This is a genomic window from Chloroflexota bacterium, from assembly GCA_040902225.1.
Lineage (GTDB): Bacteria > Chloroflexota > Limnocylindria > QHBO01 > QHBO01 > CF-167.
In genome coordinates this window covers 328,019-353,352 of sequence record JBBDXT010000004.1, presented here as the reverse complement: position 1 = coordinate 353,352, position 25,334 = coordinate 328,019, and the positions used below count along the sequence as shown (strand labels likewise).

Here is a 25,334-nt window from a genome sequence, read left to right as displayed (position 1 = left end):
CTGAAATGTTTCTCCCGCCGATTGTTTGCGGGATGCAGCAGATGGTCGAGGATCATCCCGCCGTGGCCGGCCGTCGCGCCGGAATCCAGACTGCGAAGAGGGGAGAAGACGTGACCGAAGACCTTATCTGCCTGTCTCATCTGCGCTGGGACTTCGTGTACCAGCGCCCCAACCACCTCATGGCTCGCGCCGCACGGAGCAAGCGCGTCTTTTTCATCGAGGAGGCGCGCTTCGAGCCAGGTGCCCGCCCGCATATTCAGAGAACTGACCGCGAGGGCGTCGGTGTCATGACGCCTGTCGTCCCAACGGGCATGGAGGCGCCGGAATCGAATGCGCTCCTTGCCGACCTGCTCGACGACCTGATCGGAACAGAGCAGATCGACGCTCCGATCCTCTGGTACTACACGCCGATGGCGCTGCCCTGGACGAGGCATGTTGCCAGTTCCGTCGTGGTCTATGACTGCATGGACTACCTGGCCGGCTTCCGAGGGGCGTCGGAGTGCCTCCTGTCCCTCGAGGATGAGCTCCTCGGCCGAGCGCATCTCGTATTCAGCGGCGGAGTGCGGCTCCATCAGCGACTGGCCGCTCGGCACCAGGCGAGCTACTGCTTTCCAAGCAGTATTGATGTTCGACATTTCGCCGCGGCCCGGCTGCCTCGGCCGGACCCTGCCGACCAGCGAAGCATCGCCATGCCGAGACTGGGCTATGCCGGGGTGATCGACGAGCGACTAGACCTGGGCCTGATCGACGGCGTCGCAGCCCGCCGGCAGGATTGGCAGATCGTCCTGCTCGGGCCACTCGCCAAGATCGCTGCCGCTGCCATTCCAGCGCGTCGGAACATCCATCAGCTGGGGCGGAAGACCTATGGCGAACTGCCCTCCTACCTCGCCCATTGGAACGTGGGCTGGATGCCCTTCGCACGGAATGAGGCGACCGCCTTCATCAGCCCAACGAAGACGCCCGAATACCTCGCAGCCGGTCTGCCGGTCGTATCCACATCCATCCGGGACGTAATCGAGCCCTACGGACGACGTGGCCTGGTACGAATCGCGGACTCGATCGACGAGACGATTGAGGCAGTCGAGGAGTCCCAGCGCGCGGACGGGACGGAGACGCAACGGCAAGCGGACCAATTCCTCGCTATGGGCTCGTGGGACCGCACCTGGGACGCGATGGCCATCTTGGTGGAACAGGCGGTGACAAACGGCTCGCAATCGGAGACAGCGCGCTCCGCATCGCACCTGGTGCACGTGCCGGTCCCCATGCGGCTGTCCACAGCTAAGGAGCTGCAGGCCGCTCCGCTCGTTGTCGGCGCGGAGGCTTTGTGAGATGGGCTACGACGTAGTCGTCGTCGGGGCGGGGTTGTCCGGAAGTGTCATCGCGGAGCAGCTGGCCAGCCAACACGGTAGGCGAGTCCTAGTGATGGACCGTCGGGCGCATATCGGAGGCAACACGTATGACGAGTTGGACGAAGCAGGGGTACTGATCCACCGCTATGGCCCTCACATCTTCCACACGAACTCGGCGGACATCTTCGGGTACCTATCGCAGTTCACCGGTTGGAGGCCGTACGAGCACAGGGTCCTCGCCTGCGTGCGCGGTCGGCTCGTCCCGATCCCAATCAATCGGACGACCTTGAACGAGCTGTTCGCGGTCGGCCTTGGCGATGACGAGAGCACCGCACGGTACTACGCCGAACGCGCAGAGGCCGTTGGGACGCCCCGAACGTCCGAGGAGGTTGTGGTCGGCTCGGTCGGCCGCGAGCTTTACGAGCTCTTTTTCCAGGGATACACGAGAAAGCAATGGGGGCTCGACCCCAGCGAACTGGACGCGTCGGTAACTGCCCGTGTCCCCGCCCGGACCAACCTGGACGATCGCTATTTCACAGATCGTTTTCAGGCAATGCCCGCGCACGGCTATACCCAAATGGTCGAGCGCATGCTCGCCCATCCGCGCATCGAGGTGCGGACCGGGGTCGACTTCCACGATGTTCGGCACGTGCTTGACTTTGATCATCTTGTGTACACGGGGCCGATCGATGCCTATTTCGATCAGATATTCGGACCGCTGCCATACCGCTCCCTGCGGTTTGAGTTCGAGACATTGGATGAAGAGCGGCATCAGCCGACGGGGACAGTGAACTTCCCGGATGAGGCCGTGCCATTTACGCGTGTCAGCGAGTTCCGACACTTCACGGGCCAATCCCATGACGTGACTACCATCGTCCGTGAGTTCCCCGAATCTTCCGGGGAGCCTTTCTATCCGATCCCCCGACACGAGAACCGAGCCTTATATCAGAGGTACCTGGCTCTCGCTGCCGAGGCCCCCCAGGTGCACTTCGCTGGGCGGCTCGGGACCTACAAGTACTACAACATGGACCAGGTCGTCGGGCAGGCACTGGTCACGGCCGGCAGGATCGCCGAGTCTCGCGAATGGGCCGCCTAGCAACGGGCGGGCCCGAAGTCTGGGCAGGTCCCGAGTGTTCATTCCTGAAGGTGGGCAACGGAATCCGCGATCAGTTGTCGCTCACGGGGCATGACCGGCGCCTTGCGGACCTTGGGCGGCTGGCCAGCCTCGGCGCGCGCGCCGTCCGCTATCCCGTCCTCTGGGGAAGGTCCTCCAATGCGAGGGAGGCCACGGATTGGGAGTGGGCAGAAGAGCGGATCGGCGGCATGAATGCCTTCGGGGTCGAGCCTGTTGTCGGCCTCCTCCATCATGGCTTCGGACCGCGAGGAGCCGATCCGCGGCAACCGGGCTGGGCTGCGGCCTTCGCGGACTATGCGGCCACGGTTGCGCGCCGCTTTCCTGCAGTCCGCACCTACCTCCCAATAAACGAGGCGCTCACAACCGCTCGATTCGGCGGCCTGTATGGCTGGTGGCCGCCGTACGCACGCGACCACGCGATTTTCGGCCATCTAATCCTCTCGCAGGCGGAGGCCCTAACCGAGGCGGCCCGCGCCATCAGGGCAGTCACCCCCGGAGCCCGCATCATCGTGAACGAGGACGTGGGGCGCACCTACGGGACCGCGGAATGCCAGGCCGCGGTTGACTTCGACAACCATCGCCGCTGGCTGACGTTTGACCTGGTGACCGGGGCTGTCGACCGATCGCACCCATTGTGGAGGTATCTGGCGGCCTCCCCGGCTCATCGACTGATCCTGGACAAGCTCAGCAGTGAGCCCGCCCCACCCGATGTCCTCGGCATCGATCACTACATCACGAGTGACCGTTATCTCGATCACCGCCTGGACCTATTCCCAGAATCCAGTCATGGAGGCGACGGGCGTCTGGCCTATGCGGACGTCGAGATGGCACGTGTCGAAGGCTACGATGTGACCGGCCTGCCCCGCGTGTTGCGCGAGACCTGGCAGCGATACCGACGTCCATTGGCGCTGACCGAGATCGCCCTCGCCGGCCCCTTGGACGATCAGGTCGCTTGGTGGTCAGAGGCATGGTCGGCTGCAATGACAGCCCACGGGCACGGAATTCCAATCTTGGCAGTCACCGCATGGGCGGCCTTCGGAGCCTACGACTGGATGACACTGCTGCGTGAGCCACGTGGGACCTACGAGCCGGGCTGCTTCGATGTACGCAGCTGGCCGCCTCGGCGAACTGAGTTGGCCTTGGCCGTCAAGGCCACCGCCGACGGCGGGCCGCCAACTGCCACCACCGGATGGTGGCGGCGGGACGGGCGAGCCCTCTACAGTGGGAAGTTGGCGGGGGAGGCTGCAGTGTAGTCAGCCAAGTGCTCTTGTAGGGGTCTTGCGCTTCGAAGCGGCCCGAGCCGGTGAATCGACAGGTACAGCGTGGCGTCCAGCTCTCTCTGTCCGGCCGCGGTGGCCAGCCAATGTCCTATCGGCGTGACGTACTAGGGCCATCAGGTGTCAGCCCAACCGTCGCCTCAGCCGCGACCCAGCCACCAGATTTCATAGCGTCGGTTCGTGAGAACCTGCCCGCGCTCAACGCAATTCGGGCGCAGGTTCTCGCCGCGGGTCCTTTCGCGTTGCCCTAGTAGACCGCTGCCGACACACAAGCCCGCTGGCGACCAAGCGACGAAGCGTCCCAGACAGCGGAAAACTCGAGTTCTTTCGCCCGACAAGCCACGCTCTTGCCACAGCGCATCGGGGTTGCTGCTCCGAAGCCACCCGCTCTGTCCGCTGAGCTACGGGCGCGCGTTTCACGCTCAAACAGAGCGGAAAAGTGGAAATGGCCTTGACCACAGCGCTCGGACAGCGCATCTGGCGCCGATCTTCGGAATCCCGCCAGCGGAGCTCCAAGCCACGCAGCCGGCCACTCCCACCGCCGCTATCGTAACCCGTGGCGACCTGGCCGCCAACGTGACCAGCTTCGCCCGCAACCTCCGTGCGGCGAACCTCTCCCCTGCCACCCAACGCACCTACCTGGCATCCCTCGATCGGCTGTCCGCCTTCCTCGAAGGCCAGGGCATGCCGACCGACGTGGCCAGCATCCGCAGGGAGCACCTCGAAGCGTTCATCGAGGATCAGCTCGCCCGCTGGCGGCCGGCCACCGCTGCCAACCGCTACTCGGGCATCCGCCCGTTCTTCGCCTGGTTGGTCGAGGAGGGCGAGATCCGCGAGTCACCCATGGCGCGGATGCGCAAGCCAAAGCTGCCCGAGCACGCCCCGCCGGTCCTGACCGACGAGGAGCAGGACCGCATCCTGGCCGCCTGCCGCGGCCCACGCTCTGAGGATCTCCGCGACACCGCCATCGTCCGCACCTTCCTCTCGACCGGCACCCGTCTGTCGGAGATTGCCAACCTGCGCTGGACGCCCGACGATCCGGATACCAACGATGTTGATCTGGATCGTGGCGTGGTGCGTATCCGTGAGGGCAAGGGCCGGCGCGAGCGGATCAGCTTCCTCAATGCCGAAGCCGTCAAGGCGGTCGATCGCTACATCCGGCGCGCGCGGCGCCAGCACTCCAAGGCCGCCCTGCCGTGGCTGTGGCTCGGCGAGAAGGGGCGCATGACCGATTCGCGGATCGCCCAGCTCCTGCGCCGCCGTGGGCGGCTGGCGGGCATCCCCGGCCTGCACGCTCACCAGTTCCGGCACTCCTACGCCCACGCCTGGTTGGCGGCGGCGGGCAGGAAGGTGACCTCATGGTGCTGGCCGGCTGGCGCAGCCGCGAGATGTTGTCTCGCTACGCGCGGTCGGCGGCCAGCGGTCGCGCACTCGACGCCGCTCGACGGCTGAGCCTGCGCTGATGCCGCGTCTCGACAAGGGCCGGACCCGCGTGCTGTGCGATGGCCACGAGACATGTCGAACGGAGTTCGGCACGATTGAGGAATCGCCAGAGGGACGGGTATTCGCCTACCACGTCGGCTGGTGGCCGACCGGAGGGGTATGGGATCAGGGCCGCATCCGGCGCCTGCCGGGACCACTGCGCGGGACCAGCGTGCGCGCCCTCGAACAGGCCCGTTTGGTCGAGGCGGGAGGAATTTGGCGAGTGTGCCCGAGGGGTCAGCTCAGAGGCGGCAGATCGTGGTGCCGGTGACCGTCACCTCGTCCGAGGGCTTCATCGGGCAACTCTTAAAAACGAACGCGAAACATGTGCCGCCGCCGGCCGGCGTGCGCTCGCCGATGCAGTGTCGCACGGTGGAGCGGCTGCGTGAGCTCTTCGGCGACGTTATGGCCAAGATGGGTCCTGATTTAGGTGATGGTGCGGACTGCTCAGCGCGCCCAGATGACGTGGGTGTAGACCCGCTGGCCGTTCCCGAGATCCAGCACATATAGGCTGACGCCTGCCGCGCGCGAGCCGCGGACGAGTTGGCCCCACGAGGCGGGAGCGTTCCCCGGCGCTCCAGCCGCCGTAACCTGCCCGACTGTCGAGGTGCTGTCGGTGTGGCCCCCGTAGATCGTTTGGATCTGCTCGAAGTCGTGCGTGTTGGGGTGCTCGTTGGACGGATCGTCGTTCACGAAACCGCCGGGGCCGCCATCGGGATCGTTGGTGTAGTCCATGCACGACCCCAGGTTCCGGTTGTTGAAGACCTCGTCCTGGTGGGTGAGCCCGAAGTCGTGCGCGATCTCCTGGCACATCACCAGGCGACGCCAGGCCGGGGTGTTGTAGGTCGCGGTGTTGAAGTAGGTGTCGTTGACCTTGGTGATGGCCCGCGTGATGTGGCTGCCGCTGACCCAGATCTGTGCCAGGCCGAGCCAGCCGGTGTAGCCGTACTTGGCGCTGCAGGCCTCGATCCGTCCTGCCGTCGGCCGGCAGTTCCGGGGGTTGGTCCCGCCAGCAGTTTCTGCCAGGTCGAGCAGGTCGGCGACCGTCGGGTCACTCGGCGCGGCAGTCCAGTCGGCGATGGCCCCATCGAGGTACGGGTCCCAAGTATTCGAGACGTTATCGCCCACCAGCAGCGTGAACGTGGCGGTGGTCCGGGCCCAGTGGTAGCTGCCCCAGGAATGGCTGGCGACCGCTGCGTTAGGGAAGGCGGCAATCAACGCCAGGACCAGACCCATGGCGAGCCACCGTCGACGGGAAGCCTTGATCATCGCGGTATATCTCTCTCTGCTCGACCGTTGGTTGTAGTCAGCCGCCGGATGGACGCCGGATGGACGAACGTCGGGCGAAGTATACGCGCCATTCGCAACTGCTCCGGATCGCACTGACCCGATCCTGCGGGCGACGAATGGCTACCGGACCAGTGTCAACCGCGCTGCGACGGTCACCGCCCCGGCGTCCAGCGAAGTATCGAGAGCTCGCCGCGTCCACGCCCGGCGATCGGTGCATGACGCGATCCCCGCGACCAATCCGGCCGGTGGGCAAGGAACGCTGCGGCTATCTCGATCTGGCCCAGGCGTTCGAGACGCTGAGGCTCATGCGCGCGCGAGGAGTTCCTACCTACCCGATAGGGATAGGGGTCGATGCGCATCCCGAGCTTCGGCTCGATGGGTTCGGCTCTGGCGCTTTTGCAACCGATGCCGGCTGGTTCAGTTTCTGGCTCACTCCTCGCAGCCCTGATGGCTACCCCTCCTGTACCGGGGATTCCTGACGCGTCGCTTGGTGAGGCAAAGGGCTTCCAGACAGCGGAAAACCCGGCCTCGTTCGCTCCCCGCCGCACGCTCATGCCACAGCGCATCGGCCTTCTTGGTCCGAAGCCACCCGCTCTGTCCGCTGAGCTACGGGCGCGCGAGGCGCCATTGTACGGGTGACTGCCCTACCAGAGGGCCAGGCCGCTCACCTCGTCCGGCGTCCGAATCAGCTCGACACCGGTCATCTCGCGGATCTGGATCTCCGCCGCGAAGACCTCGCATCCCCGCAGCAGATGGCCACCGACGGCCGCCCCGCTGCGGTCCCCGAAGGTCGCATGCGCATGCAGGAACGGCTGGTCATCTCGGATCGAGATGTTGCCGATGAAGCCGATGATCTCGTGGTGCTCGCTGCTCTCCAGCTCGAGGTAGCGCCGGTCGTTCTGCTCGTAATAGGCGAACGCTGCGCGCTTCACGGCGCCGATGGCGCTCACCCAGGCCGCACGCACGCCGTACTCGGCGCACACGGTCTCGATCTGCTCGACCAGGTCGTCCCCCGTCTCGAGGCGACCGACCCAGACCCTGCCCGGAGAGGCCTCCCAGAACCGCCCAGCCATCGGGCTACCCTCCTCGTCGCCTATTCGTGGTGGGCGATCGTGCGCACGATCGGGATCCGTGCGGCCAGGCGAGCGGGATACAGGCCCGCCAGAGCCGCCACCCCGGTGCCCAGCAGCACGACGCTGATCAGCAGCAGCCAGGGGATGGCGAGCCCAGCCCCGAAGTCTCGTGAGGCGGTGCCTCCGACGACCGCAGCGGACATCAAGACTCCGGTCACGACCGCCGCGATGCCGCCGATGGCGCCCATGATCGACGCCTCCGCCACCACCATGGCCTGCACCTGCCCCGTGGTCATGCCGTGCGAGCGCAGGATCGCGATCTCGCGCGCGCGCTCGAGCACGCTCACTCCCAGCGTATTGACGATCCCCAACCCGGCGATCACCACCGCCAACAGCGCCAGCACGTCGAACAGGCCGATCACCCGATCCAGCGAGCGCTCCAGGTCGCTGGAGAGCCCGGCTGCGGTAAGAAGCTCGGCCGCGTAGGCGACCGCCTGCTGTTGGATCGCCTGCTGGAATGCCGCGTCGGGCACATCCGGCTGCTTCACGAATGCCCACACCTCGGCTGAATTGGCGCCAAACAGCTCGCGTGCGTCGGCCAGGCTGATCAGGAGGGCTCCTTCGGCGGACCGCGACGGAAGGCTGTAGGCGATGATCCCAGCCACGGTGAAGGAATGGGGGTCGGCGCCGGGCTTGGCGAGCTGCACGGTCGACCCGACGCCCAGGTTGTCACGCCGCGCGATCGGATCCGATACGAGGATTGCTCCGCCATCCCGGAGGGCAGCGAAGGCGTCCTCGCGCGTGCCACTGACGAAGATCAACGATCCCGTGGCTGAGAAGACACTGGGATCGATGCCGGCGACCGATGCCTCCCGCGGCGGCTCGGCGCCCTTCAGCACCACGGCCGGGAAGTCGGCGATCGGCGTGACCGCAAGGGTCCCCGTCGTCGCCTCGAGCTCCGGCTGGAACGTGTCAATGTCGACCGGCAGGCCGAACCGCAGGGCGTACCCGCCGGGCAAGACGGAGTTCACCCATCGATCAGCCGTGGCGCCCGCACTGTTGGCGACCACGCCGAGCGTGACCACGGCACTGAGGGCGATGATCAGGGCTCCAACGGTCAGGCCGGTCCGCGCTCGATCGCGTCCCAGGTTGGCGCGGCCGAGCAGCCCCTCGGCGCCGAAGAACAATTCGAAAGGACGGCCCACCACGCGGCTGAGCGGCTGGAGGAGGATGGCCGTCAGAGCGGTGCCTGCGAGGAGGATCGCGAGCGCAAGGGCGACTCCGGGAACCCCGAAGTCGCCTCGATCGACCGGGTAGGCCGCGACGCCCAGCAGCACGACCACCAGCTCGAGGACCACGATCCAGCGCAGGCGGCCCCACAGCGTGCGAGCGGGCTGTCGCGAGGGGCGCAGGGCATCCATTGGCGATACGCGCGTGGCGGCTGCGGCAGGGAACGCTGAAGCCGCCAGCGTGACGGCGATCCCCATTCCGAAGGCGAGGAGCAGCGCCAGCGGGTTGATCGGCAGTCCGGTCACCAGCACCGCGCGAGTGCTGCGCAGGAAGCCGATGATCAGCGCCGCCAGCCCGACGCCCAACGCCAGGCCAACCACGCTGCCGATCACGGCAACCGCGGCGCCCTGACGGAGGAAGAGACCCATCACCTGCCGGCCGGTCAGACCGGCGGCCCGAAGGAGGCCGATCTCGCGGGTCTGCTCGCTGAGCGTCATGGCCAGGGTGTTGGCGACCAGGAACGAGCCCACCACCAGGGCGACCAGGCCGAACAGGAAGGCGATCCCGGCGAAGCCCTGCTGGGCCCGGCTGAGCTGAAGCTGCGCGTCCGCCACTGTCTCGACGATGAACGGCTCCGTCATCTCGCGGTTGAGCGCCGTCTCGACATCCTCCGCCCGGCCCTCGAAGAGGACGAGGTCGACGTACGCCACCGGCGCCGGCGTCTCGAAGGCATCGTTCAGCGTCGCCCGGTTCACGACGAGCACGTTTCCTCGCTGGAGAGCTCCGACGCCCAGCTCGCCCAGCAACCCGACGATCCGGAGATGCGGCGTTCCCTCACGGGCGCTGTGGAGCCGGAGCTCGTCCCCGACGCCCAGGTCGTGAGCGTCGGCCCAGGCGGCGTTGACGACGGCATCAGTCGGGGTCGTGCTGATGAAGGCTCCTGCCTCGAGGTCATACGTGCGCACCTGCGCCTCATCGTCAGGATCGACCCCGAGAACCAGCAGGTTGAAGACCTGCTCCTCCGGCCCTGGTGCCGTCGTTATCAGCAGGCGCCGCTCGGCGACGGGCGCCGCAGCGAGGACGGCGGGGGAGATCTTGCGCAGCAGCTGCACCGTGCGCGGATCGAACCCGCCCGGGTCGAAGGCGCGGACCCGCAGCTCGGCCTTCCCCAGGATCTCCTGTGCGGCTCGCTCGACCGCTTCGCTGGCCGCCTGGTTGGCGAGGAGCGTCCCCGACACCAGGGCGACGCCAAGGGCCACCCCGATGGTGGTCAGCGCGGTTCGAAGGGGCCGCGCGGTCAGGCCACGCCAGGCGAGGGTCGCCAGGCGCATCGGCCTAGAGGCCCAGCGCGGCCAGGCGGGCGATCAGCGGCCGTGCCTCGTGGTCGCGGCGCCGGCCCAGCTCGATCTCGTCACGAATGGTGCCGTCGCGCACGATCAGAACCCGGTCGGCATAGGCCGCGGCCCGCGCCTCGTGGGTGACCAGCACGATCGTCTGGCCCAGGCGGTCGCAGGAGTCCCAGATCAGGTCGAGGATCTCGGTGCCCGTGACGAAGTCGAGGTTGCCGGTCGGCTCATCGGCAAGCAGGATCGCGGGCTCGTTGGCCAGTGCGCGTGCCAGCGCCACGCGCTGCTGTTCGCCGGCCGAGAGCTGGTCCGGTCGGTGTTTCGCCTTGTCGGAGAGCCCCACCAGGTCCAGCAGGGCATCGACCCGATCGCGGTGCGCGGCCAACGAGTCGCCGGCGATCAGGAAGGGAAGTGCCACGTTCTCGGCAACATTCAGCAGCGAGATGAGGTTGAAGAACTGGAAGACGAACCCTGTCTTCTCGCGACGGGTGAGGGTCGCCTCCTCGTCGTTGAGCTGGCTGATGTTGATGCCATCGATCAGGACGCTGCCCTCGGAGGGGCGATCGAGACCGCCGAGCACATGAAGCATCGTCGACTTGCCGGAGCCGGACGATCCCATGATCGCCACGAACTCGCCCTTGGCGACCGAGAGGGAGACGCCGCGAAGTGCGTCTACTGACCCGTCGCCAACCGGATACCGCTTGACGAGGTCGTGCGCTTCGAGGATCACCGACATCCCCCGCAGTCTAGCCCGGTCGTTGGGGACGGTGCAGGCGCCCGCCGGGCGCCTCGCTCGCGTCAGCCCAGGAAGAAGCTGAGCAGTGAGCCGATCACCGTCTCGAAGATTCCGCGATCCGGGGCGGCGGCGGTCTCCACTCGCATGCTGCGGGCGACGATCGCATGGGAGGCCGGGGACGGATCCCATCCCTCCGCGACGTGCCTGGCCAGCATCATCGGCAATGTCCGTGCCACCTTCTGGTCTGGAGTCGCTTCTGGGGTCGGTTCTGGGGTCGGCGTCGCAGTCTGCACCGGCACCTGGCGCGGTGTGCTGAACGGGACCGGCTTGGGCGTCGCCACGATGGGCTTGGGGGTCGCCACGACGGGCTTGGGGGTCGCCACGACCGGCTTCGGTGTCGGTGCGGGCGTCGGAGCTGGCGGCTTGGGGGTCGGTGCCGGCGTCGGAGCCGGTGCCGACTTGAGCTTGACGAAGAGCTCGGTGTACATGCGGATGTTGCGAACCTTGCCGCCCCACATCGCGCCGTCCTTGCCGTAGGCGCCCACGCCCCCATGGCTCCAGGTCGAGTTCAGGATGTTGGCGCGGTGACCCGAGGAGGCCATGAACCCTTCGTGGATCTTGATCGGTGAGTTGGCATCCGAGAAGCCGTTGTTGTAGCCGATGTTCTCGCCGCCCGAGGACCAGCTCAGGCCATTCGTGTCGTACCAGTGATAGACCTGATAGCTGGTGCCCTTGATGGTGTGGCTGAAGTAATCCCTATCGACCATGTCCTTGCTGCGCCAGCGCGCCAGGCTGACGAGCGTGGAGTGCTTGATGAGCGGGGGCAGACCGTTGTTCGTGCGCGCGCCGTTGAGCAGCTGCCACAGCGTCGCCTCGGCGGAAGACTGGTCCCAGCCGGTGGTGGGCTGTGGGGTCCAGGCAAACAACGCGGCGCCCATGAGGGCGATTCCGGAGAGGGCGATGGCACGCGCCATGACGCGGCGTGGCGCTCGTTTGGGCATCTCGGTGATCATGCAGGGAGTGTGGCGGGGCATCGACGGAAGGTCAGTAGCGCACACGTCCCGGGGGCGTGGCATGACCTATGGGCCGCGCAGGTACCCCGGCGTCTAGGACCATGGGTGGTGCAGCGGAGCACCACCGGGGTCAGCGCCGGCGCGCGCCAGGTGCCCGCCCCGTCTCGACACGAAGAGATGAATTGGGGTGGCCTACGGGGGTCGAACCCGTAACCTTCGGATCCACAATCCGATGCTCTGCCGGTTGAGCTAAGGCCACCAAGGGACGCATGGAAGGGGCGAGGGCGGGCCGGATTCTCCCACGCGCTCGAGACGAGCGTCAAACCTAGCGGCGGCTCAACCCCCGAACCAAGATGAGGACCAACGCCGAGCCCAGGATCGCGATCAGGAGGGCGCCGAGGAACCCACCGGCTCGGCTCTGGTTCAAGACCTGCGTCCAGAACCAGCCACCAATGAGCGCGCCGACGATCCCGAGCAGGGTGGTCCCGAGGCAGCCCATCCGACCTCGGTCCGGGACGAACCAGCCGGCAACGGCACCGGCGAGGAACCCGATGACGACCCATCCAATGAGATCCACGTTCTGCGGCATGGCCTGAATCCTACGACGCGGGAGGGGAAATCGGCCGCGTGAAATCCACGACCACGGCGCCGTTGCTGACCGTGGTGGGGAAGGCAAGGAGCGCGGGGTCGGCCGGGTCGATCGGGACCCCGTCGAAAGTCCAGGTGTCCCCGGCGCAATCGACCACCCGGTCGGCGCCAAGGGTCACTGCGCAGTCGTTGGTGGGGCTCCAGGCATCCACCACCGCGAACGCGTCCGTCCCGACGAGCGAGACCACGACCGTCAGGCCCACGGCCTCATTGCGGTGCACCTCGCCCGGCAGGTCGTGCGACTCGTTCAGGACGATCTCGACCAGCGCCGGGCCGTTGCGGATCGCTGCCGCGGAGGCGACGGTGTAGTTCGCGTCCCCGAGTGGCGGGGCGAAGCTGAAGATGAAGGGGCGCACCAGCAGCAGGAGGCCGCCGACTGCCGCCGCAGCCAGGAGGCCCGCCAGCAGGGAACGGCGCACGGGGAGAGGATCCCGACGATCCATCGGTCAGGTGAGGCGGGTCAGGATCGACTCGCGGTCGAAGGCCCATGACCCGATCAGCAGGGTGAGCCCAATCAGGCCGGACACCAGCAGGTCGCCGATCAGCACCTGCTGCATCGAGAAGGTGGCGTTCCCACCAAAGAACTGGGCCACGGCGATGGCGATGATGGGGATCACCACGAAGCCGCCGATCTGCTGCGCCGTCCGCGGGTCGTTGACGCGGCTGCTGATCACGATCCCCAGCAGCACGCTCAGCAGGCAGATCAGCGGCACCAGCGTGAGCATGGCCGTGATCCACACCTCGCTGAACACGAATCGCGTCAGCCGCGGATCGGCGATCAGGCCGTTGACCAGTCCATAGCCGATGAAGACCAGCCAGGTGGCGGTGATCGCCGGCAGCGCGGCGGCGATCGTCTTCCCGGTCAGCAGCTCTGAAACCTCGAGCGGAGTCGCGAGCTGCGGTTCGAGCGAACGCGCCACCTTCTCGCCGATCACCGATTGGGTCGCGATCGCCATCGGCACCATGGCCGGGATCAGCAGGAAGTAGGCCATGAAGTTGGTGACGATGAAGGCCTGGGCGGCCAGCTTGGCCGGGATGTTCGGGAAGTTGGCGATGTACTGCTCGATCTGACCCAGCTGGTTGGGATCCAGGTCGCGGGCCTCGATGAACGCGACCAGGCCGGTGGGGATGGCGGCGAAGACGAGGGCCGGAAACGCCACGGCGCCCAGCAGCAGGCGGTTGGTGAGCAGGTCGCGCCATTCCTTGCTGAAGACCGCCCAGACGTACCCGAGCCTCATCGGTCGGTGTCTCGTTCGCCGATCTCGCCCACCAGCGCGAGGTACGCCTCCTCGAGGGTTTGCGCGTCCTCGACCACCGACGTGATGCGCGCGCCCGCGCCCACCAGCTCGGCGACCAGGTCCGGCGTCTCGTGCGGCGGATCGGCCAGCTCCACCACCAGCGTGCTCTCCATCGCCTGCACGCCCGTCACGTACGGCAGGTCGGCCAGGCGGCCGATGAACGATTCGGGGCCGCGAGCGCCATTCAGCTTGATGCGGACCGTCGCCGACCGCCCGTGACGTCGCAGGCCCGCCGGGGTGTCAACCCGCAGCAGGGTGCCGCGCATGATTCCGATCCGGTCGCAGAGCCGCTCCGCCTCGTCCAGGTTGTGGGTGCAGACGACGATGGAGCGGCCCAGGGCCCGCAGCCCGGCGATGAAGTCGCGGACCGTCTTGGCGGCCGAGGGGTCGAGGCCGCTGGTCGGCTCGTCCAGGTAGATGACCTCGGGTTCGTGCAGCAGCGCGCGGGCGATGGCCACCTTCTGGCGCATTCCCTTGCTGAAGCCGCCGACCCGCTGGTCGGCGTGCTCGCTCATCTCGACCACGCCGAGGTAGCGTTCCACCGCCTCCTGCAGCCGGGCGCCACGCAGTCCGTACAGGCGGCCGTAGTAGGCCAGGTTCTGGCGCGCCGTCAGCTTGTCGTGCAGGCCGGGGCTCTCGGTCAGGATGCCGGTGAAGGCGCGGATCTGCTGAGTCGTCTCCCCCAGCGGGTGACCGTTGACGATGGCGGTACCGGCGGTCGGCGAGATCAGCCCCGCCAGCATGCGGACGGTGGTCGTTTTGCCGGCGCCGTTGGGGCCGAGCAGACCGAAGATCTCGCCCTCGCCCACCGTGAACGACATGTCATGCACCGCGGTGAGCGTGCGGAAATCCTTGCGAAGTCCCTCGACGACGATCATCGGCGCTGATGCTAGCGGCTGGCGTCTCCCTCCACCGCCGGACCAATGACGGGGTCCCCCGCCTGACCAACGGGTAGCATGCGGGGCATGCCGGAGCGGACACTGAGCAGCCGTCGCGCCTTCAGCGGTCGGCTGCTTGCGCTGCGCGTCGACGAGGTCGAGCTGGAATCGGGAGGGCGTGCCACGCGCGAGGTGGTCGAGCATCCCGGAGCGGTGGCGATCCTGGCATGGGACGGTGAGCGGCTCGCGGCCGTGCGCCAGTGGCGTCAGGCGGCTGCAGCCGAGCTGCTCGAGATCCCCGCCGGCACCTGCGAGCCGGGCGAGTCGCCCCTCATCAGCGCGCAGCGCGAGCTGGCGGAGGAGTGCGGCCTGACGGCCACGCGTTGGGAGGAGGGGCCCGCCTTTTACACGGCGCCGGGATTCTCGACCGAGCTGCTGACCCTGTTCCTGGCGACCGATCTGCACCCGGTCGATGTCGCGCCACCCGAGGATGAGGCGCTCGAGCGGTCGTGGCTCACCCTGGCTGACGCGCTGTCGGCGATCGACGACGGCCGCATCCGAGATGCGAAGTCGCTGGTTGGCATCCTGTGGCTGGCGCGCCGCTAGGACGCGAGGTCGACCCGCTGGAGGCGTGGGTTTTCGGTTCGACCCGGGATCCGGCCGCGCTTGGCGACCGGCTGGCCATCGATCTCCTTGAGGTCGCCCGTGAAGTCGATCGGCGAGGCATCGGAGATGGCCGATCCGACCGCGAACGAATCGATCGGCGCCTCGGACGCCTTGAAATACGCGATGCGGTCCAGGTCCAGGCCACCCGAGACCACGATCTTCACGCGCGCGTGACCGGCCTGATCGAGCCTGGCGCGAACCTCCTTGACCAGGTCGGCGGTGACCCTGCCTCGTTCCGACGGGGTGTCGAGCCGAACGCCCCACAGCCGGTCGCCGAGGGCATCCGCGACCCGCAGCGATTCCTCCGCTTCGTCCTTGAAGGTGTCCACCAGCACGATGCGCGGCACGTCGGGGTCGATGTGTCGATCGAAGGCCTCGGCGGCTCGCACCGTGTCTCCGAAGATGATGATCAGCGCGTGCGGCATCGTCCCGGTCGGAGCGAGGCCGGCCAGGCGCGCGCCGGCGGGGGTCGATGCCCCGACGCAGCCACCCACCACCGAGGCGTAGTCCATCTGGTCGGCGACGCTGGGGTGGACGTGGCGTGCCCCGAAGCCGATGACCGGGATCGGCGCGGCCGCCTCCACGACCTGCCGGGCGGCAGTCGCCCAGCCGGTGCTCTGGGAGAGGATCCCCAGGATCGCGGTCTCGTACAGGCCGAACGAGGAGTAGCGAGCGGTGATCCGCATCACCACCTCCTTCGGGCCGATGCTGTCGCCGTCGTGCAGCGACTCGACCAGCGGGGCGGGGTCTCCGGCGGGGCGCCCATTGCCGCCAAGGATCGCGCGCAGGTAGGCGAGGGCCTCCTCGGCGCCGCACAGGATGGCCTGCTCGCGGGCGAAGATCTCCATCGTCACGACCGGATCCATTCCCTCGGCGGCCAGAATGCGTCGCGCCCGCTCGAAGTAGACGTCGGCGGTCTCGCCGGCCAGCACGTCGGCCGCCGGCAGGAAGCGAGGCGGCACGATCGTCCCCTTGAGCGTCGTCTCCTCGGTGGTCATGGGGCAGCAGTGTAGTGGCTGCCAGAGCGGCGTCGGAGGGTGACGCTCACGCCCAGGCCGAGCAGCGCAAGCAGGACTCCCGCGGCGGCAAGCCGCACGGCCCCATCAGACGGGGCTCGGTTCATCTGCAGCTCCAGCCGATCGAGGGCGGCCGCCGCAGCGAGTAGATCCCCCGTCCCAAAGCTGCCTGCCGCCTCGGCGAGCAGCCGAGCCGGATCGTCGGCAAGGAAGAGGCCGATGGCTTCGAGTGGTTCTCGCCGAGCCAGCGTGCGTTGCTGCATGGCGGCGTAGGCGCCCACCAGCGCCTCCTCCGCCTCCAGCTCGGCCGAGGCTTCGGGACCGCCGCCGTTGACGACGTACCGATCGCGCAGCCGATCCGACAGCACGAGGCCGGCTGCACCGACCTTCGCGATCAGTACGTCACGTTCCGCCAGCCAGCCCGATGCCTCCGTGATCCCAACCTGCGCCTCGTCGAACCGCCAGGCGCTCATGGCGGCCCGCACCCGATCGGGGGCGCCCCAGTCTCCCGCTGTCGCCAACAAGCGCTGGTACGCGGTCCGAGCGGCGTCCCGCAGCGCCAGGTCGGCAGCCGCATCGGGACCGAATGCCATATCGCCGAAGTGGTCGGACACGTCCGCGCTGCTCACCGCCGCGAGCTGGTCGAGAAGACGGCGCGTGTCGACCGCCGGGAACGCGCGTCCATCCGCGACCTCGCCATCCGGTTCGGCCGGGTCATAGGCCGATAGGCCCGCGACGATCCGCTTGAGCGCCGTTGCCAGGCGAGCCTCCCCCACCATGCTGCCAATCCGATCGACGAGCGCCCAGGAGGCCGCGTATCCGTAGGCGTCGGCCGCCGAGCCGCCGCCGCCTGCCCAGTCCACCAGCGGGTGCGCATCGGCCTCGAGGTCCGTGGCGCGAGCGGCGGGATCGTAGGGTGGCTCGATCCCGAGCTGCGAGGCGACGCCCGCCGCGAAATGAGAGGCAAGCCCCTCGCGTGCCCACCGATCGGACAGCAGCTGGTCGCTGATCCAGATGTGCGCCGCCTGGTGCAGCAACGTGAAGGCGGATGCGTCGAAGGCGACCAGGATCTCCGCGTTGGCCGACGGCGATCCATCGGTACCCGGCTCGCCGGCGGCCGCTTCACTGACCACCAGCGGACCGACACGCGGATACGGCAGGCCGATCGCCCGCTCCAGCATCGGCAAGGCCTTGACGAGGAGCGACAGGGTGCGCTCACCCCATGCCGCATCGTCGCTCCAGACACGGACCTGCAGGTCCACCGTCCCGCTGGCCAGGGCGACGCTCGTGGACTGGGTAACGTAGTTGCGCGCAGCGACCGCCGTGATGAGCGCCAGCCAGCGATCCGGATTCGGGATCGGGCCGCTGGTCAACACCAGGCTGGCTCCGTCCCGGTCGGTCAGCATCGGGTCGCCGTCGGCGCGCGCCTGGTAGTCGGCCGGGAGCCGGACGGTGACCTGGCTGCTGGTGCCGAATCCCCAGGCCGGAAACTTCACGACCCCGGGGCGCACATGCAGATCCGCCGCCGCACCATCCGCCAGCCGGTAGGTGAGAGTGAAGCTCACCGATTGGTTGTAGCGCACGCGCGACCTCGTCGTGACCGAGGCCACCCGCGCGCCGTCGCGCGCCGCGACCTCGACACGCAGCTGACCCGATCCATCCCTCGCCGCGACCCCGGAGGCCCCCTCCTGGATGGCGAGGTCGACGTGCGTGAACGCGCTGATCTGCCCCGGCGGATCGGGGAGCGTATTGGTGAAGCTGACCGCCACGCTCACGGCGATCTCGCCGGCGCCGGGGTCCACGGCATAGTCGGCAACGCTCGACATCTCGTATTCGGCGGCGGTTGCCGTCGATGGTGGCAGCAGCGGAAGGATCAGCACCGCGACGGAGATTGCCACCCCCAGGCGGCGCCTCAACGGTTGCTGCCCATCAGTCGCTCGAACAGGCCACGCCGCGGCGGACGGGCCGGCGCGGGCTCCCACTCCGGCATGCTTGCCTCGACCTCGTCCCGGTGGGCTGCCAGCAGGGCCTCGTTGCGCGGCGTTCGACCGCTCCAATCCGGCAGGTTGCCGCGGTCGGAGACGGCCGCCGCGGTCTCGTCCAGGAGCCGGTCGGCGACGACCGTCAGGCGCACCAGGGAGCGGGCCAGTGCCTCTCGATCCAGGCCATCGGGCGGAAGCTCTGTCATGAGCATCGGGCGGTCGTCATCGGTCAGGGCGAACTTCACGAAGGGATACTCGTAATTGGCTCGGAGCATGAGGGCGTAGACCCGCTTCGGCACCTCCATCTCCTCGGTGCCGTAGTACGCCCAGACCGACAGCCCAACGCCGTCGACCCAGGCCACCGTGGTCCGCAGGTCGAATCGTCGCGCGCCATCGAGCAGCAGGTCGCGGCTGAAGGCCGCGTCGCCGGATGCGCCCCCGCCGCCGATGACCTCCACGCCCAGCTCCGCCAGCCAGGCGTCGAGGGGTGGTGCGCCCTCAGCCAGGGTGGGCCACCGTCGTGCCCGATCGGATCCTGCGGCGGCGTCCGAAGTCGGCCTCTTCGACGCTCGGGTCGATCCGGCAGTTGCGCCCGATGACGATCCCGCTGGGGATCCGGGCGCGCTTGCCAACCAGCGTGATCCCGGCAAAGAGGCGCTCGGGCTCGTCACGGTTTGGCCGCAGGTCATCGCCGTCGCCGACCCGGCTGCCGGGACCGACCACGCAGTCCTTGTCGAGGATGGCGCGGTCGATGCTGGCACCCGCACCGATCACGGTATCGAACATCACGATCGAGTCACGCACCACGGCGCCCTCCTCGACACGGACCCCCGGTGACAGGATGCTGTGCTCCACCGTGCCATGGATCACGCACCCGTGGCTCACCATGCTGCGCGTCACCTTCGCCGCCGGCCCGATCAGCGCCGGGGCGCGTTCCTCGCTCCTGGTGTAGATCAGCCAGCCGCGGTCGTAGAGGTCGATCCCGGGGTCGTCGGAGAGCAGGTCGAGGCTCGTCTGCCAGTAGCTCTCGACCGTTCCGACGTCCTGCCAGTAGCCGCCGTAGGAGTACGCGCCGACCCGCCTGCCGGCGGCGACCATGGCCGGCAGCACATCGCGGCCGAAATCAACCCGGTCGGCAGAGAGCACCGAGCGCAGGTGCGGCCACCCGAAGACGTAGACGCCCATGCTGACCAGGTTGCTGGTCGGCTTCGCCGGCTTTTCGACGAATGCGGTGATCCAGCCATCCTCATCGGCCTCGAGAATCCCGAACCGATGCGCGTCCTCGATCGGCACCGTGCGCACCGCGCACGTGATATCCGCCCGGGAGTTGCGATGCCGCTCGATGAACGGCCGGTAGTCCATCTTGTAGACGTGGTCCCCGGCAAGGATCACCACCAACTCGGGGTCGCGGTCGGCGATGAACTCCACGTTCTGCAGGACTGCGTCCGCCGTGCCGCGATACCACTCGCGGGTGCGTCCACGGCCGAGGTACGGCTGCAGGAGGGTGACGCCGCCCCGGCTGCGGTCGAGGTCCCAGGGTCGCCCGACACCGATATGGTCGATCAGCGATCGGGGCGCGTACTGCGTCAGGACCGCGACATCGGTGAGGCCGGAGTTCACCGCGTTTGAGAGCGCGAAGTCGATGATCCGGTACTTGCCGCCGAACGGAACGCCCGGTTTGGCACGGACCTGCGACAGGATCGAGAGCCGCTCACCCTCTCCGCCAGCCAGGACCAGGGTCAGGATCGACTGCGCCACGCCGTGATTGTCGCATCAGCGACGCCGAAATCGGCGCCTCCCCCAGCGACCGACTCGGGCGGCGAGGGGCACCATCCCAAGAATCGCGGGCACAGCGAACAAGGTCACGAGGGCTGGCGACTGGATGGGAAGGGCTCCCTCCGGCGCAGGCGTCGGCGCGGGGGTGCATTTGTCCGAATTGCCGGGCCCGCATCCGCCGCCACCACCGCCGCCACCACCGCCGCTCCCCTTCGGGGTCGGTTCCGGGGTTGGCGTGGCGCGGATCGTCCCGCAGATCGGGGCGCCAAAGCCGGTGTTGCCCCGCAGCGGAGCGATCAGCAGCCACACCTTCTCGGGTCCAAGGATCCCGATCTGATTCGAGCTCCCTCGCGGGCCCCATTGGCCGTTGACGAAGCGATCGGACCATCGTCTCGCGGCGGCCACCATCTCGCGCGGTCGACGGCCGTCCTGGGCGACCTCGGCCACAACGTCGAAGCACGTGCCGCTCACCTGGCGTCCGCCGCCATTGCCGGAAGCATCGGGAGTGGACACGGCGCCGGTGCTGCCGCGCTTGTTGACGTGCACGTTGTCGCGCGGCGGGATCGTCCCATCCAGGAACGGAACCTCGATCGTCGGCCCGCAGGCGCCGGTCGGCGACATCCCGCTGAAGCGACAGACGGACGCGGTCACGACCCCCGGCGGCTGCACGAAGTCCTTGTTGGGGACCGGGGCCTGTCCGTTCCAGTCCCACGCCTGGTTGATGGCGAGCTTCATGAAGTCGTGCCACAGGTAGAGCGGACCATCGGCGCTGTACAGGCCCTGCCCGAGCTTGTTGGAGAGCGGCTCCTGGTTGCTGTTGCCCATCCAGACGCCCGTGACCAGGCTGCCGGGGATGTATCCAAACGCGGATACATCTTTGAAGTCATTGGTGGTGCCGGTCTTGAGCGCCGCGTGGCGACGCTGCCCGCTGGGGTCGAAGATCTGGGACGGCGGGCCCCAGAGGTCGTTGGTCCGGGGGTTGGTGTTGCCCTCCAGGATCCAGTGGGTCAGGTAGGCCTCCGCGGGAGTCATCGGCTCGGTCGCCTTCGGGCCGTTCTCGGCGATGTCGTAGATCACCTTGCCGTCGCGGTCGCGGATCTGCAGCACCGCCGTCGAAGGATGCAGCGTTCCCTCCGCGGCGAAGACGCCGTACGCCTGCGTCATGTTGGTCAGGTTGATCTCCACCGATCCGAGGGTGAGGGTCAGGCCTGGATCCTGGCCGAGGATGTACTCCGAGCTGGCGACCCCCATCGACTGTGCGAACTGGGCCGTCACGTCCACTCCGACCAGGTACTGCATCATCACCGAGGGCACGTTCAGCGAGTAGCGCAGCGCGTCCACGGCCAGGACCGGACCGTGCTCCTTGATGTTCGCGTTGGTGGGGATGTAGGCCTGCTCAGGGTTCGACGAGCCGTACTGCACCACGGCGTCCAGGAAGAAGGTCGCCGGGGTCGCCTGGCGGGCGCGGAAGGCCGAGCTGTAGGTGATCGGCTTGAAGGCGGAACCGGGCTGGCGCAGGCCGAGCCCGGCCACGTCGAACTGACCCCGCACCCGCGGATCCTTGCGGTTGTAGTAGTCGACGCTGCCGACGTAGGCGACGATCTCGCCGGTGGCTGAGTTGATGGCCACCAGCGCCCCGTTGTGTACGTTCTTGTCGCCGCAGGCGATGCCAGCCGTTTTCGATCTCGTCAGGCCCGCGAGACAGTCCACGTAGTACCGCACCTGCTCCTTGGCGACCTGCTGCAACTGGTAGTCGAGCGTGGTGGTGATCCGGTAGCCGCCGGTCCGCACCGCCTGCTCGGGATTCGCGACCCCCATCGCCTCCAGGATGCGCTCGACCTCGTGCTGCACGCGGAACGAGAAGTGCGGCTCGCGCAGGACCGAGGTCACCTTGCTCGGGTTCATCGCCTCCCAGGTGACGGCGACCGCCTCGTCGTGTTCGCGCTGGGTGATGTATCCCTCCTCGAGCATGTCGCTCAGCACGTCGTCGCGGCGCGCGATGGCTCGCGCCGGACCGCGCGGACTCTCGACCGGCTGGTACGGGTCGTAATAGCTGGGGAGCTGCGGCAGCCCTGCCAGGAAGGCTCCCTGTGCCAGGCTCAGCTTGCTCAGGTCCGACGTGCCGAAGAAGTTGGCCGAGGCTGCTTTGATGCCGTAGGAGCGATTCCCGTAATAGATCAGGTTGAGATAGGTCTCGAGGATCCGCTCCTTGCCGGGCCGGCCCGGATAGGCCGCCGTCACCTGGCGGGCGAGGATCTGCTCGCGAATCTTGTCACCGAACCCACGGCCCTCCAGGAAGGTGAGGTCGGGCTGCTCGCATGGGTCGGTCGAGGTCGGCGCGGTCCCGGGATCCAGCTCCACCGAAGGCGCCGCAGAGGTTGGTGGCTCGTTCTCCGCCTGCTCCAGCTTGATCGAGCCTGCGTACTTGATCACCTGCTGGGTGATCGTGCTGGCACCCTGGACGATTGACCCTGCCTCGAGGTTCGCCAGCGCGGCGCGCGCGACGGCGGTGTAGTCGATGCCATCGTTGGTCCAGAAGGTGCGATCCTCGGCAGCAACGGTGGCGTCCACGATCCAGGTGGGGAGCTCCGCGAATCGGACCTCTTCGCGGTTCTCGCATTCGAAACGGGCCAGCAGCTGGGTCCCGGTGCGGTCGTAGACGTACGTGCTGGCCGGCATCGCGATGCCGTCGATGATGTGCGGGTCGGGCAGGCCGGTCGAGAAGTAGCTGTACGCGGCCAGCAGGCCGGCGCCAGTCCCCGCGATCGAGCCGCCGATGAACAGGACAAAGACGCCGACCAGAACCATGAGGAACGTTGCGAGCCCGCGTCGCGGACTGCGACGCTGGGTGGTGCGGCGGATCATCAGCCGATGACGGCGCCGCTGCATGGCCGGGTGCATCGGGCGAACGGTACCCCATGCGCGTGAATCGGTCGAATCGTGCCGTCAGCGCGGTGGCTGGCGAATCAGGGCAGGTACTTCCTCGGGTTCACCGCGGCGCCGTCGAACTGGACCCCGAAATGCAAATGGCACCCGGTCACAAATCCGGTTGAGCCCTCGTAGCCGATCACGTCTCCGACGTGGACCTCCTGCCCCACCGTCACGATCTCGCGCGAGAGGTGCCAGTACACGGTAGCGAGCCGCTGCGAGTGGCCGATGACGACGCCGACGCCATAGTCGCCGTACTTCGCGTTCGGACGCCCATCGGCGATCACGATGCCATCGCCCGCGGCGTAGATCGGGCCGTCGCAGCGGCTCACATAGGCCATGTCGAGCCCGGGATGAAAGGTATTGAACGCCGTGGGGCCGAACTCCTGGGTGACCATGAACGATCCTCGCTCGGGCCAGTCGAAGCGACCCCGGTAGGCGATGTCGAGGCGGTCGGCGGCGGCCTTGAGCTTGTCAACCAGCGACTGCTGCGCCAGGAGTTGCTGCTCCTGCGCGGCAATCAGCTGCTGCTGAGCATCGGCGCTCAGGTTGACGGTGGCGAGCTGCCCCTCCTGGGCGCCGCGCATCTCCTCCAGTTGCTTGCGCTGCGCCTCGAGTGCGGCGCGCGCCGCGTCGAGCTCCCTCTGCTGTTCGGCCAGGGCGTCAGCCCGAGCAGCGGCGGCATCACGCAGCTTGGTCAGCGTGCCGCGCCCGACGCTCAGCGTCTCGCTGCGCACCTCCAGGCGAGTCCGCCTGTCGCGGATCTCATCGGCCAGCCTCCGGTCCTGGTCGGACAGGGTCAGCATGGACGAGAGCTCGTTCGAGGCCTTGGTGAATGAATCGGTCGACAGGAGGATCTCCAGGACCGACGTCTGGCTCTGCTCGTACGCGGTGCGCAAGTGCTCCTGCAGGAGCGCCTCGCGCTCGGCCAGCTCGACCTTCGAGACCTCGATCCCGCCTGCCAGCTCCACGAGCGTCTGCTCGAGGGTGTCGATCTCGAACTCGTACTTCCGAAGCTCGGCCCGCGCCAGCTCGAGCCTTCGCGCCGCCTGCTCGATGTCCCGCGCGGCCTGTTCCAGCTCGAGTCCGACCTTCGTCAGATCGCTGCTGATGCTGAGCAGGCTGGCGGCCAGGTTGGCTTCCTCGCGCTGCAGCTCGGCCAGCTGGGTGCGCTGGCGCTGCAGCTCGGCCTCCATCTGCTGCTGCTCGGTGATCGCCACGCCGACCGTCGGATCGGTCGCGCGCACCATCGCCTGCCACTGCAGGGGGGCGGCGGCCACCGTCAGCAGCAGGAAGGCGACGACCCATGGCGCGGCTGGGCGACTGGCGATCGACATGACTCCCTGATGTCGCTGGCGGTAGCTGCTTCGGGCCGCGTCGCCAGGGCACGCGCGCGGGACTCGGAGCGACCCTGGCGTTCGGCCGGGGGGCCAAGAATACCCGACCTGTCCAGATCCCTGTCAATGGGATGACGTCACCCGGCGGCACCCGTTGGCGAGACCGTCCTACCTCAGGAAATCGAGGGTCGCGGTGAGCGCGGACGCGAGTGGACCGAGCAGCGCCGGATCGCGCACGAGCGTGACTACCATGCCGGCGACGAGGAAGGGTCCGAACGGGATGTAGCTCTTGAGTCCGGCGCGTCGCGTCACCAGCAGCAGCACGCTGATGGCGGCCGCGAGGAGCCCGGCCACGAACACGGCGATGAAGATGGCAGGCCATCCCACGACCAGGCCGATGGGGCCAACCAGGTAGAGGTCGCCAAGCGCCACCCCGCCGCGCACCGCCAGGCCCAGCACGCCCATGAACGCAACCGCCACGGCTCCGCCGATGAGCGCATCCAGCCATCCGACCTGCGGATTGAACGGCACGAACAGCGCGGCGACCACGATGAGCGTGTCGAGCAGCAGGTGGGGCAGCCGGCGCTGCTCCAGGTCCGTTGCGGTCAGCACGACAAGCACGGCCAGGATCAGGAGGTGGACCGCCAGCGCCCAGGCAGGGAGGGTCGATCGCCAGGCGACGGCTCCGCCCGCCACGCCCGCACCGATTGCCAGCAGGGCGGTCCGCAGCCCAGGTCCCCGATGCGAGGCCTCGTCAGCCGGCCAGGCGCTTGCGAGACGCTCGGCGCCGGCACCGATCACGGCGAAGGCGATGCCCGCGAGCAGCCCTGCGATCGTCAACGCCCCGTCGGTCTCCCGCCGCTGCGCATGGCCC

General features: G+C 68.1%; 21 protein-coding genes and 1 tRNA gene. 5 read left to right on the top strand and 17 right to left on the bottom strand.

All coding sequences use genetic code 11. The features are described 5' to 3' along the window. Positions 1-110 precede the first annotated feature (110 nt). The 4 genes from WEB29_03980 (at position 111) to WEB29_03965 (ending at position 5,213) form a co-directional block, all read left to right on the top strand. Positions 111-1,328 (top strand): glycosyltransferase, encoded by a 1,218-nt coding sequence (locus tag WEB29_03980; protein MEX2136108.1) that lies wholly within the window; start codon positions 111-113, stop codon positions 1,326-1,328. 1 nt (position 1,329) lies between these two features. Beyond that, complete coding sequence (gene glf, locus WEB29_03975) at positions 1,330-2,445, top strand: UDP-galactopyranose mutase (GenBank protein MEX2136107.1); 1,116 nt, start codon at positions 1,330-1,332, stop codon at positions 2,443-2,445. A gap of 50 nt (positions 2,446-2,495) precedes the next feature. Beyond that, positions 2,496-3,737 carry a glycoside hydrolase gene (locus WEB29_03970; GenBank protein MEX2136106.1) on the top strand — a complete coding sequence of 414 codons (1,242 nt, stop codon included), beginning with the start codon at positions 2,496-2,498 and terminating at the stop codon, positions 3,735-3,737. A 600-nt stretch (positions 3,738-4,337) separates the two neighbouring features. Further along, complete coding sequence (locus WEB29_03965) at positions 4,338-5,213, top strand: tyrosine-type recombinase/integrase (protein ID MEX2136105.1); 876 nt, start codon at positions 4,338-4,340, stop codon at positions 5,211-5,213. A gap of 477 nt (positions 5,214-5,690) precedes the next feature. Here WEB29_03965 and WEB29_03960 read toward each other — a convergent pair whose 3' ends face one another. The 10 genes from WEB29_03960 to WEB29_03915 form a co-directional block, all read right to left on the bottom strand. Next, complete coding sequence (locus WEB29_03960; protein ID MEX2136104.1) at positions 5,691-6,479, bottom strand: hypothetical protein; 789 nt, start codon at positions 6,477-6,479, stop codon at positions 5,691-5,693. A 698-nt stretch (positions 6,480-7,177) separates the two neighbouring features. Continuing rightward, positions 7,178-7,606 carry a PPC domain-containing DNA-binding protein gene (locus tag WEB29_03955; GenBank protein ID MEX2136103.1) on the bottom strand — a complete coding sequence of 143 codons (429 nt, stop codon included), beginning with the start codon at positions 7,604-7,606 and terminating at the stop codon, positions 7,178-7,180. Positions 7,607-7,626: 20 nt separating this feature from the next. Further along, the gene (locus WEB29_03950) at positions 7,627-10,167 is read right to left on the bottom strand and encodes an FtsX-like permease family protein (protein ID MEX2136102.1); all 2,541 of its coding nucleotides are present in this window, start codon (positions 10,165-10,167) and stop codon (positions 7,627-7,629) included. 4 nt (positions 10,168-10,171) lie between these two features. Then, a complete protein-coding gene (locus WEB29_03945; protein ID MEX2136101.1) occupies positions 10,172-10,918 on the bottom strand; it encodes an ABC transporter ATP-binding protein in 747 nt (248 codons plus the stop codon). Between the two features lie 62 nt (positions 10,919-10,980). Then, a complete protein-coding gene (locus tag WEB29_03940; GenBank protein MEX2136100.1) occupies positions 10,981-11,931 on the bottom strand; it encodes a CAP domain-containing protein in 951 nt (316 codons plus the stop codon). 183 nt (positions 11,932-12,114) lie between these two features. Continuing rightward, positions 12,115-12,190: transfer RNA gene (locus WEB29_03935), tRNA-His, on the bottom strand. Between the two features lie 66 nt (positions 12,191-12,256). Beyond that, complete coding sequence (locus WEB29_03930; protein MEX2136099.1) at positions 12,257-12,520, bottom strand: GlsB/YeaQ/YmgE family stress response membrane protein; 264 nt, start codon at positions 12,518-12,520, stop codon at positions 12,257-12,259. A 10-nt stretch (positions 12,521-12,530) separates the two neighbouring features. After that, the gene (locus tag WEB29_03925) at positions 12,531-12,998 is read right to left on the bottom strand and encodes a hypothetical protein (GenBank protein MEX2136098.1); all 468 of its coding nucleotides are present in this window, start codon (positions 12,996-12,998) and stop codon (positions 12,531-12,533) included. Positions 12,999-13,025: 27 nt separating this feature from the next. Beyond that, complete coding sequence (locus WEB29_03920) at positions 13,026-13,817, bottom strand: ABC transporter permease subunit (GenBank protein MEX2136097.1); 792 nt, start codon at positions 13,815-13,817, stop codon at positions 13,026-13,028. Next, positions 13,814-14,755 carry an ABC transporter ATP-binding protein gene (locus WEB29_03915; protein MEX2136096.1) on the bottom strand — a complete coding sequence of 314 codons (942 nt, stop codon included), beginning with the start codon at positions 14,753-14,755 and terminating at the stop codon, positions 13,814-13,816. Before WEB29_03915 ends, WEB29_03920 begins: the two co-directional genes overlap by 4 nt. Positions 14,756-14,842: 87 nt before the next feature. Here WEB29_03915 and WEB29_03910 point away from each other — a divergent pair, with 87 nt between their 5' ends. Next, positions 14,843-15,361, top strand: a complete 519-nt coding sequence (locus WEB29_03910) for an NUDIX hydrolase (protein ID MEX2136095.1) — start codon at positions 14,843-14,845, stop codon at positions 15,359-15,361. Here the strand turns inward: WEB29_03910 and WEB29_03905 are convergent. From WEB29_03905 to WEB29_03875, 7 genes are all read right to left on the bottom strand, one after another. Beyond that, positions 15,358-16,419, bottom strand: coding sequence for a nicotinate phosphoribosyltransferase (locus WEB29_03905; GenBank protein MEX2136094.1), 1,062 nt, complete (start codon positions 16,417-16,419; stop codon positions 15,358-15,360). The genes WEB29_03910 and WEB29_03905 overlap by 4 nt on opposite strands. Continuing rightward, positions 16,416-18,335, bottom strand: coding sequence for a hypothetical protein (locus tag WEB29_03900; protein ID MEX2136093.1), 1,920 nt, complete (start codon positions 18,333-18,335; stop codon positions 16,416-16,418). Before WEB29_03900 ends, WEB29_03905 begins: the two co-directional genes overlap by 4 nt. A gap of 14 nt (positions 18,336-18,349) precedes the next feature. Beyond that, on the bottom strand, positions 18,350-18,877 hold the full coding sequence (locus tag WEB29_03895; protein ID MEX2136092.1) for a YbjN domain-containing protein: 528 nt from the start codon (positions 18,875-18,877) through the stop codon (positions 18,350-18,352). A gap of 40 nt (positions 18,878-18,917) precedes the next feature. Continuing rightward, positions 18,918-20,177 carry a sugar phosphate nucleotidyltransferase gene (locus WEB29_03890; GenBank protein ID MEX2136091.1) on the bottom strand — a complete coding sequence of 420 codons (1,260 nt, stop codon included), beginning with the start codon at positions 20,175-20,177 and terminating at the stop codon, positions 18,918-18,920. A gap of 15 nt (positions 20,178-20,192) precedes the next feature. Beyond that, positions 20,193-23,096: a transglycosylase domain-containing protein gene (locus tag WEB29_03885; protein MEX2136090.1), complete on the bottom strand. Its 2,904-nt coding sequence runs from the start codon at positions 23,094-23,096 to the stop codon at positions 20,193-20,195. 65 nt (positions 23,097-23,161) lie between these two features. Further along, positions 23,162-24,460 (bottom strand): peptidoglycan DD-metalloendopeptidase family protein, encoded by a 1,299-nt coding sequence (locus WEB29_03880; GenBank protein MEX2136089.1) that lies wholly within the window; start codon positions 24,458-24,460, stop codon positions 23,162-23,164. Positions 24,461-24,628: 168 nt separating this feature from the next. Then, positions 24,629-25,300, bottom strand: a complete 672-nt coding sequence (locus WEB29_03875) for an A24 family peptidase (GenBank protein ID MEX2136088.1) — start codon at positions 25,298-25,300, stop codon at positions 24,629-24,631. Between the last annotated feature and the right edge of the window lie 34 nt (positions 25,301-25,334).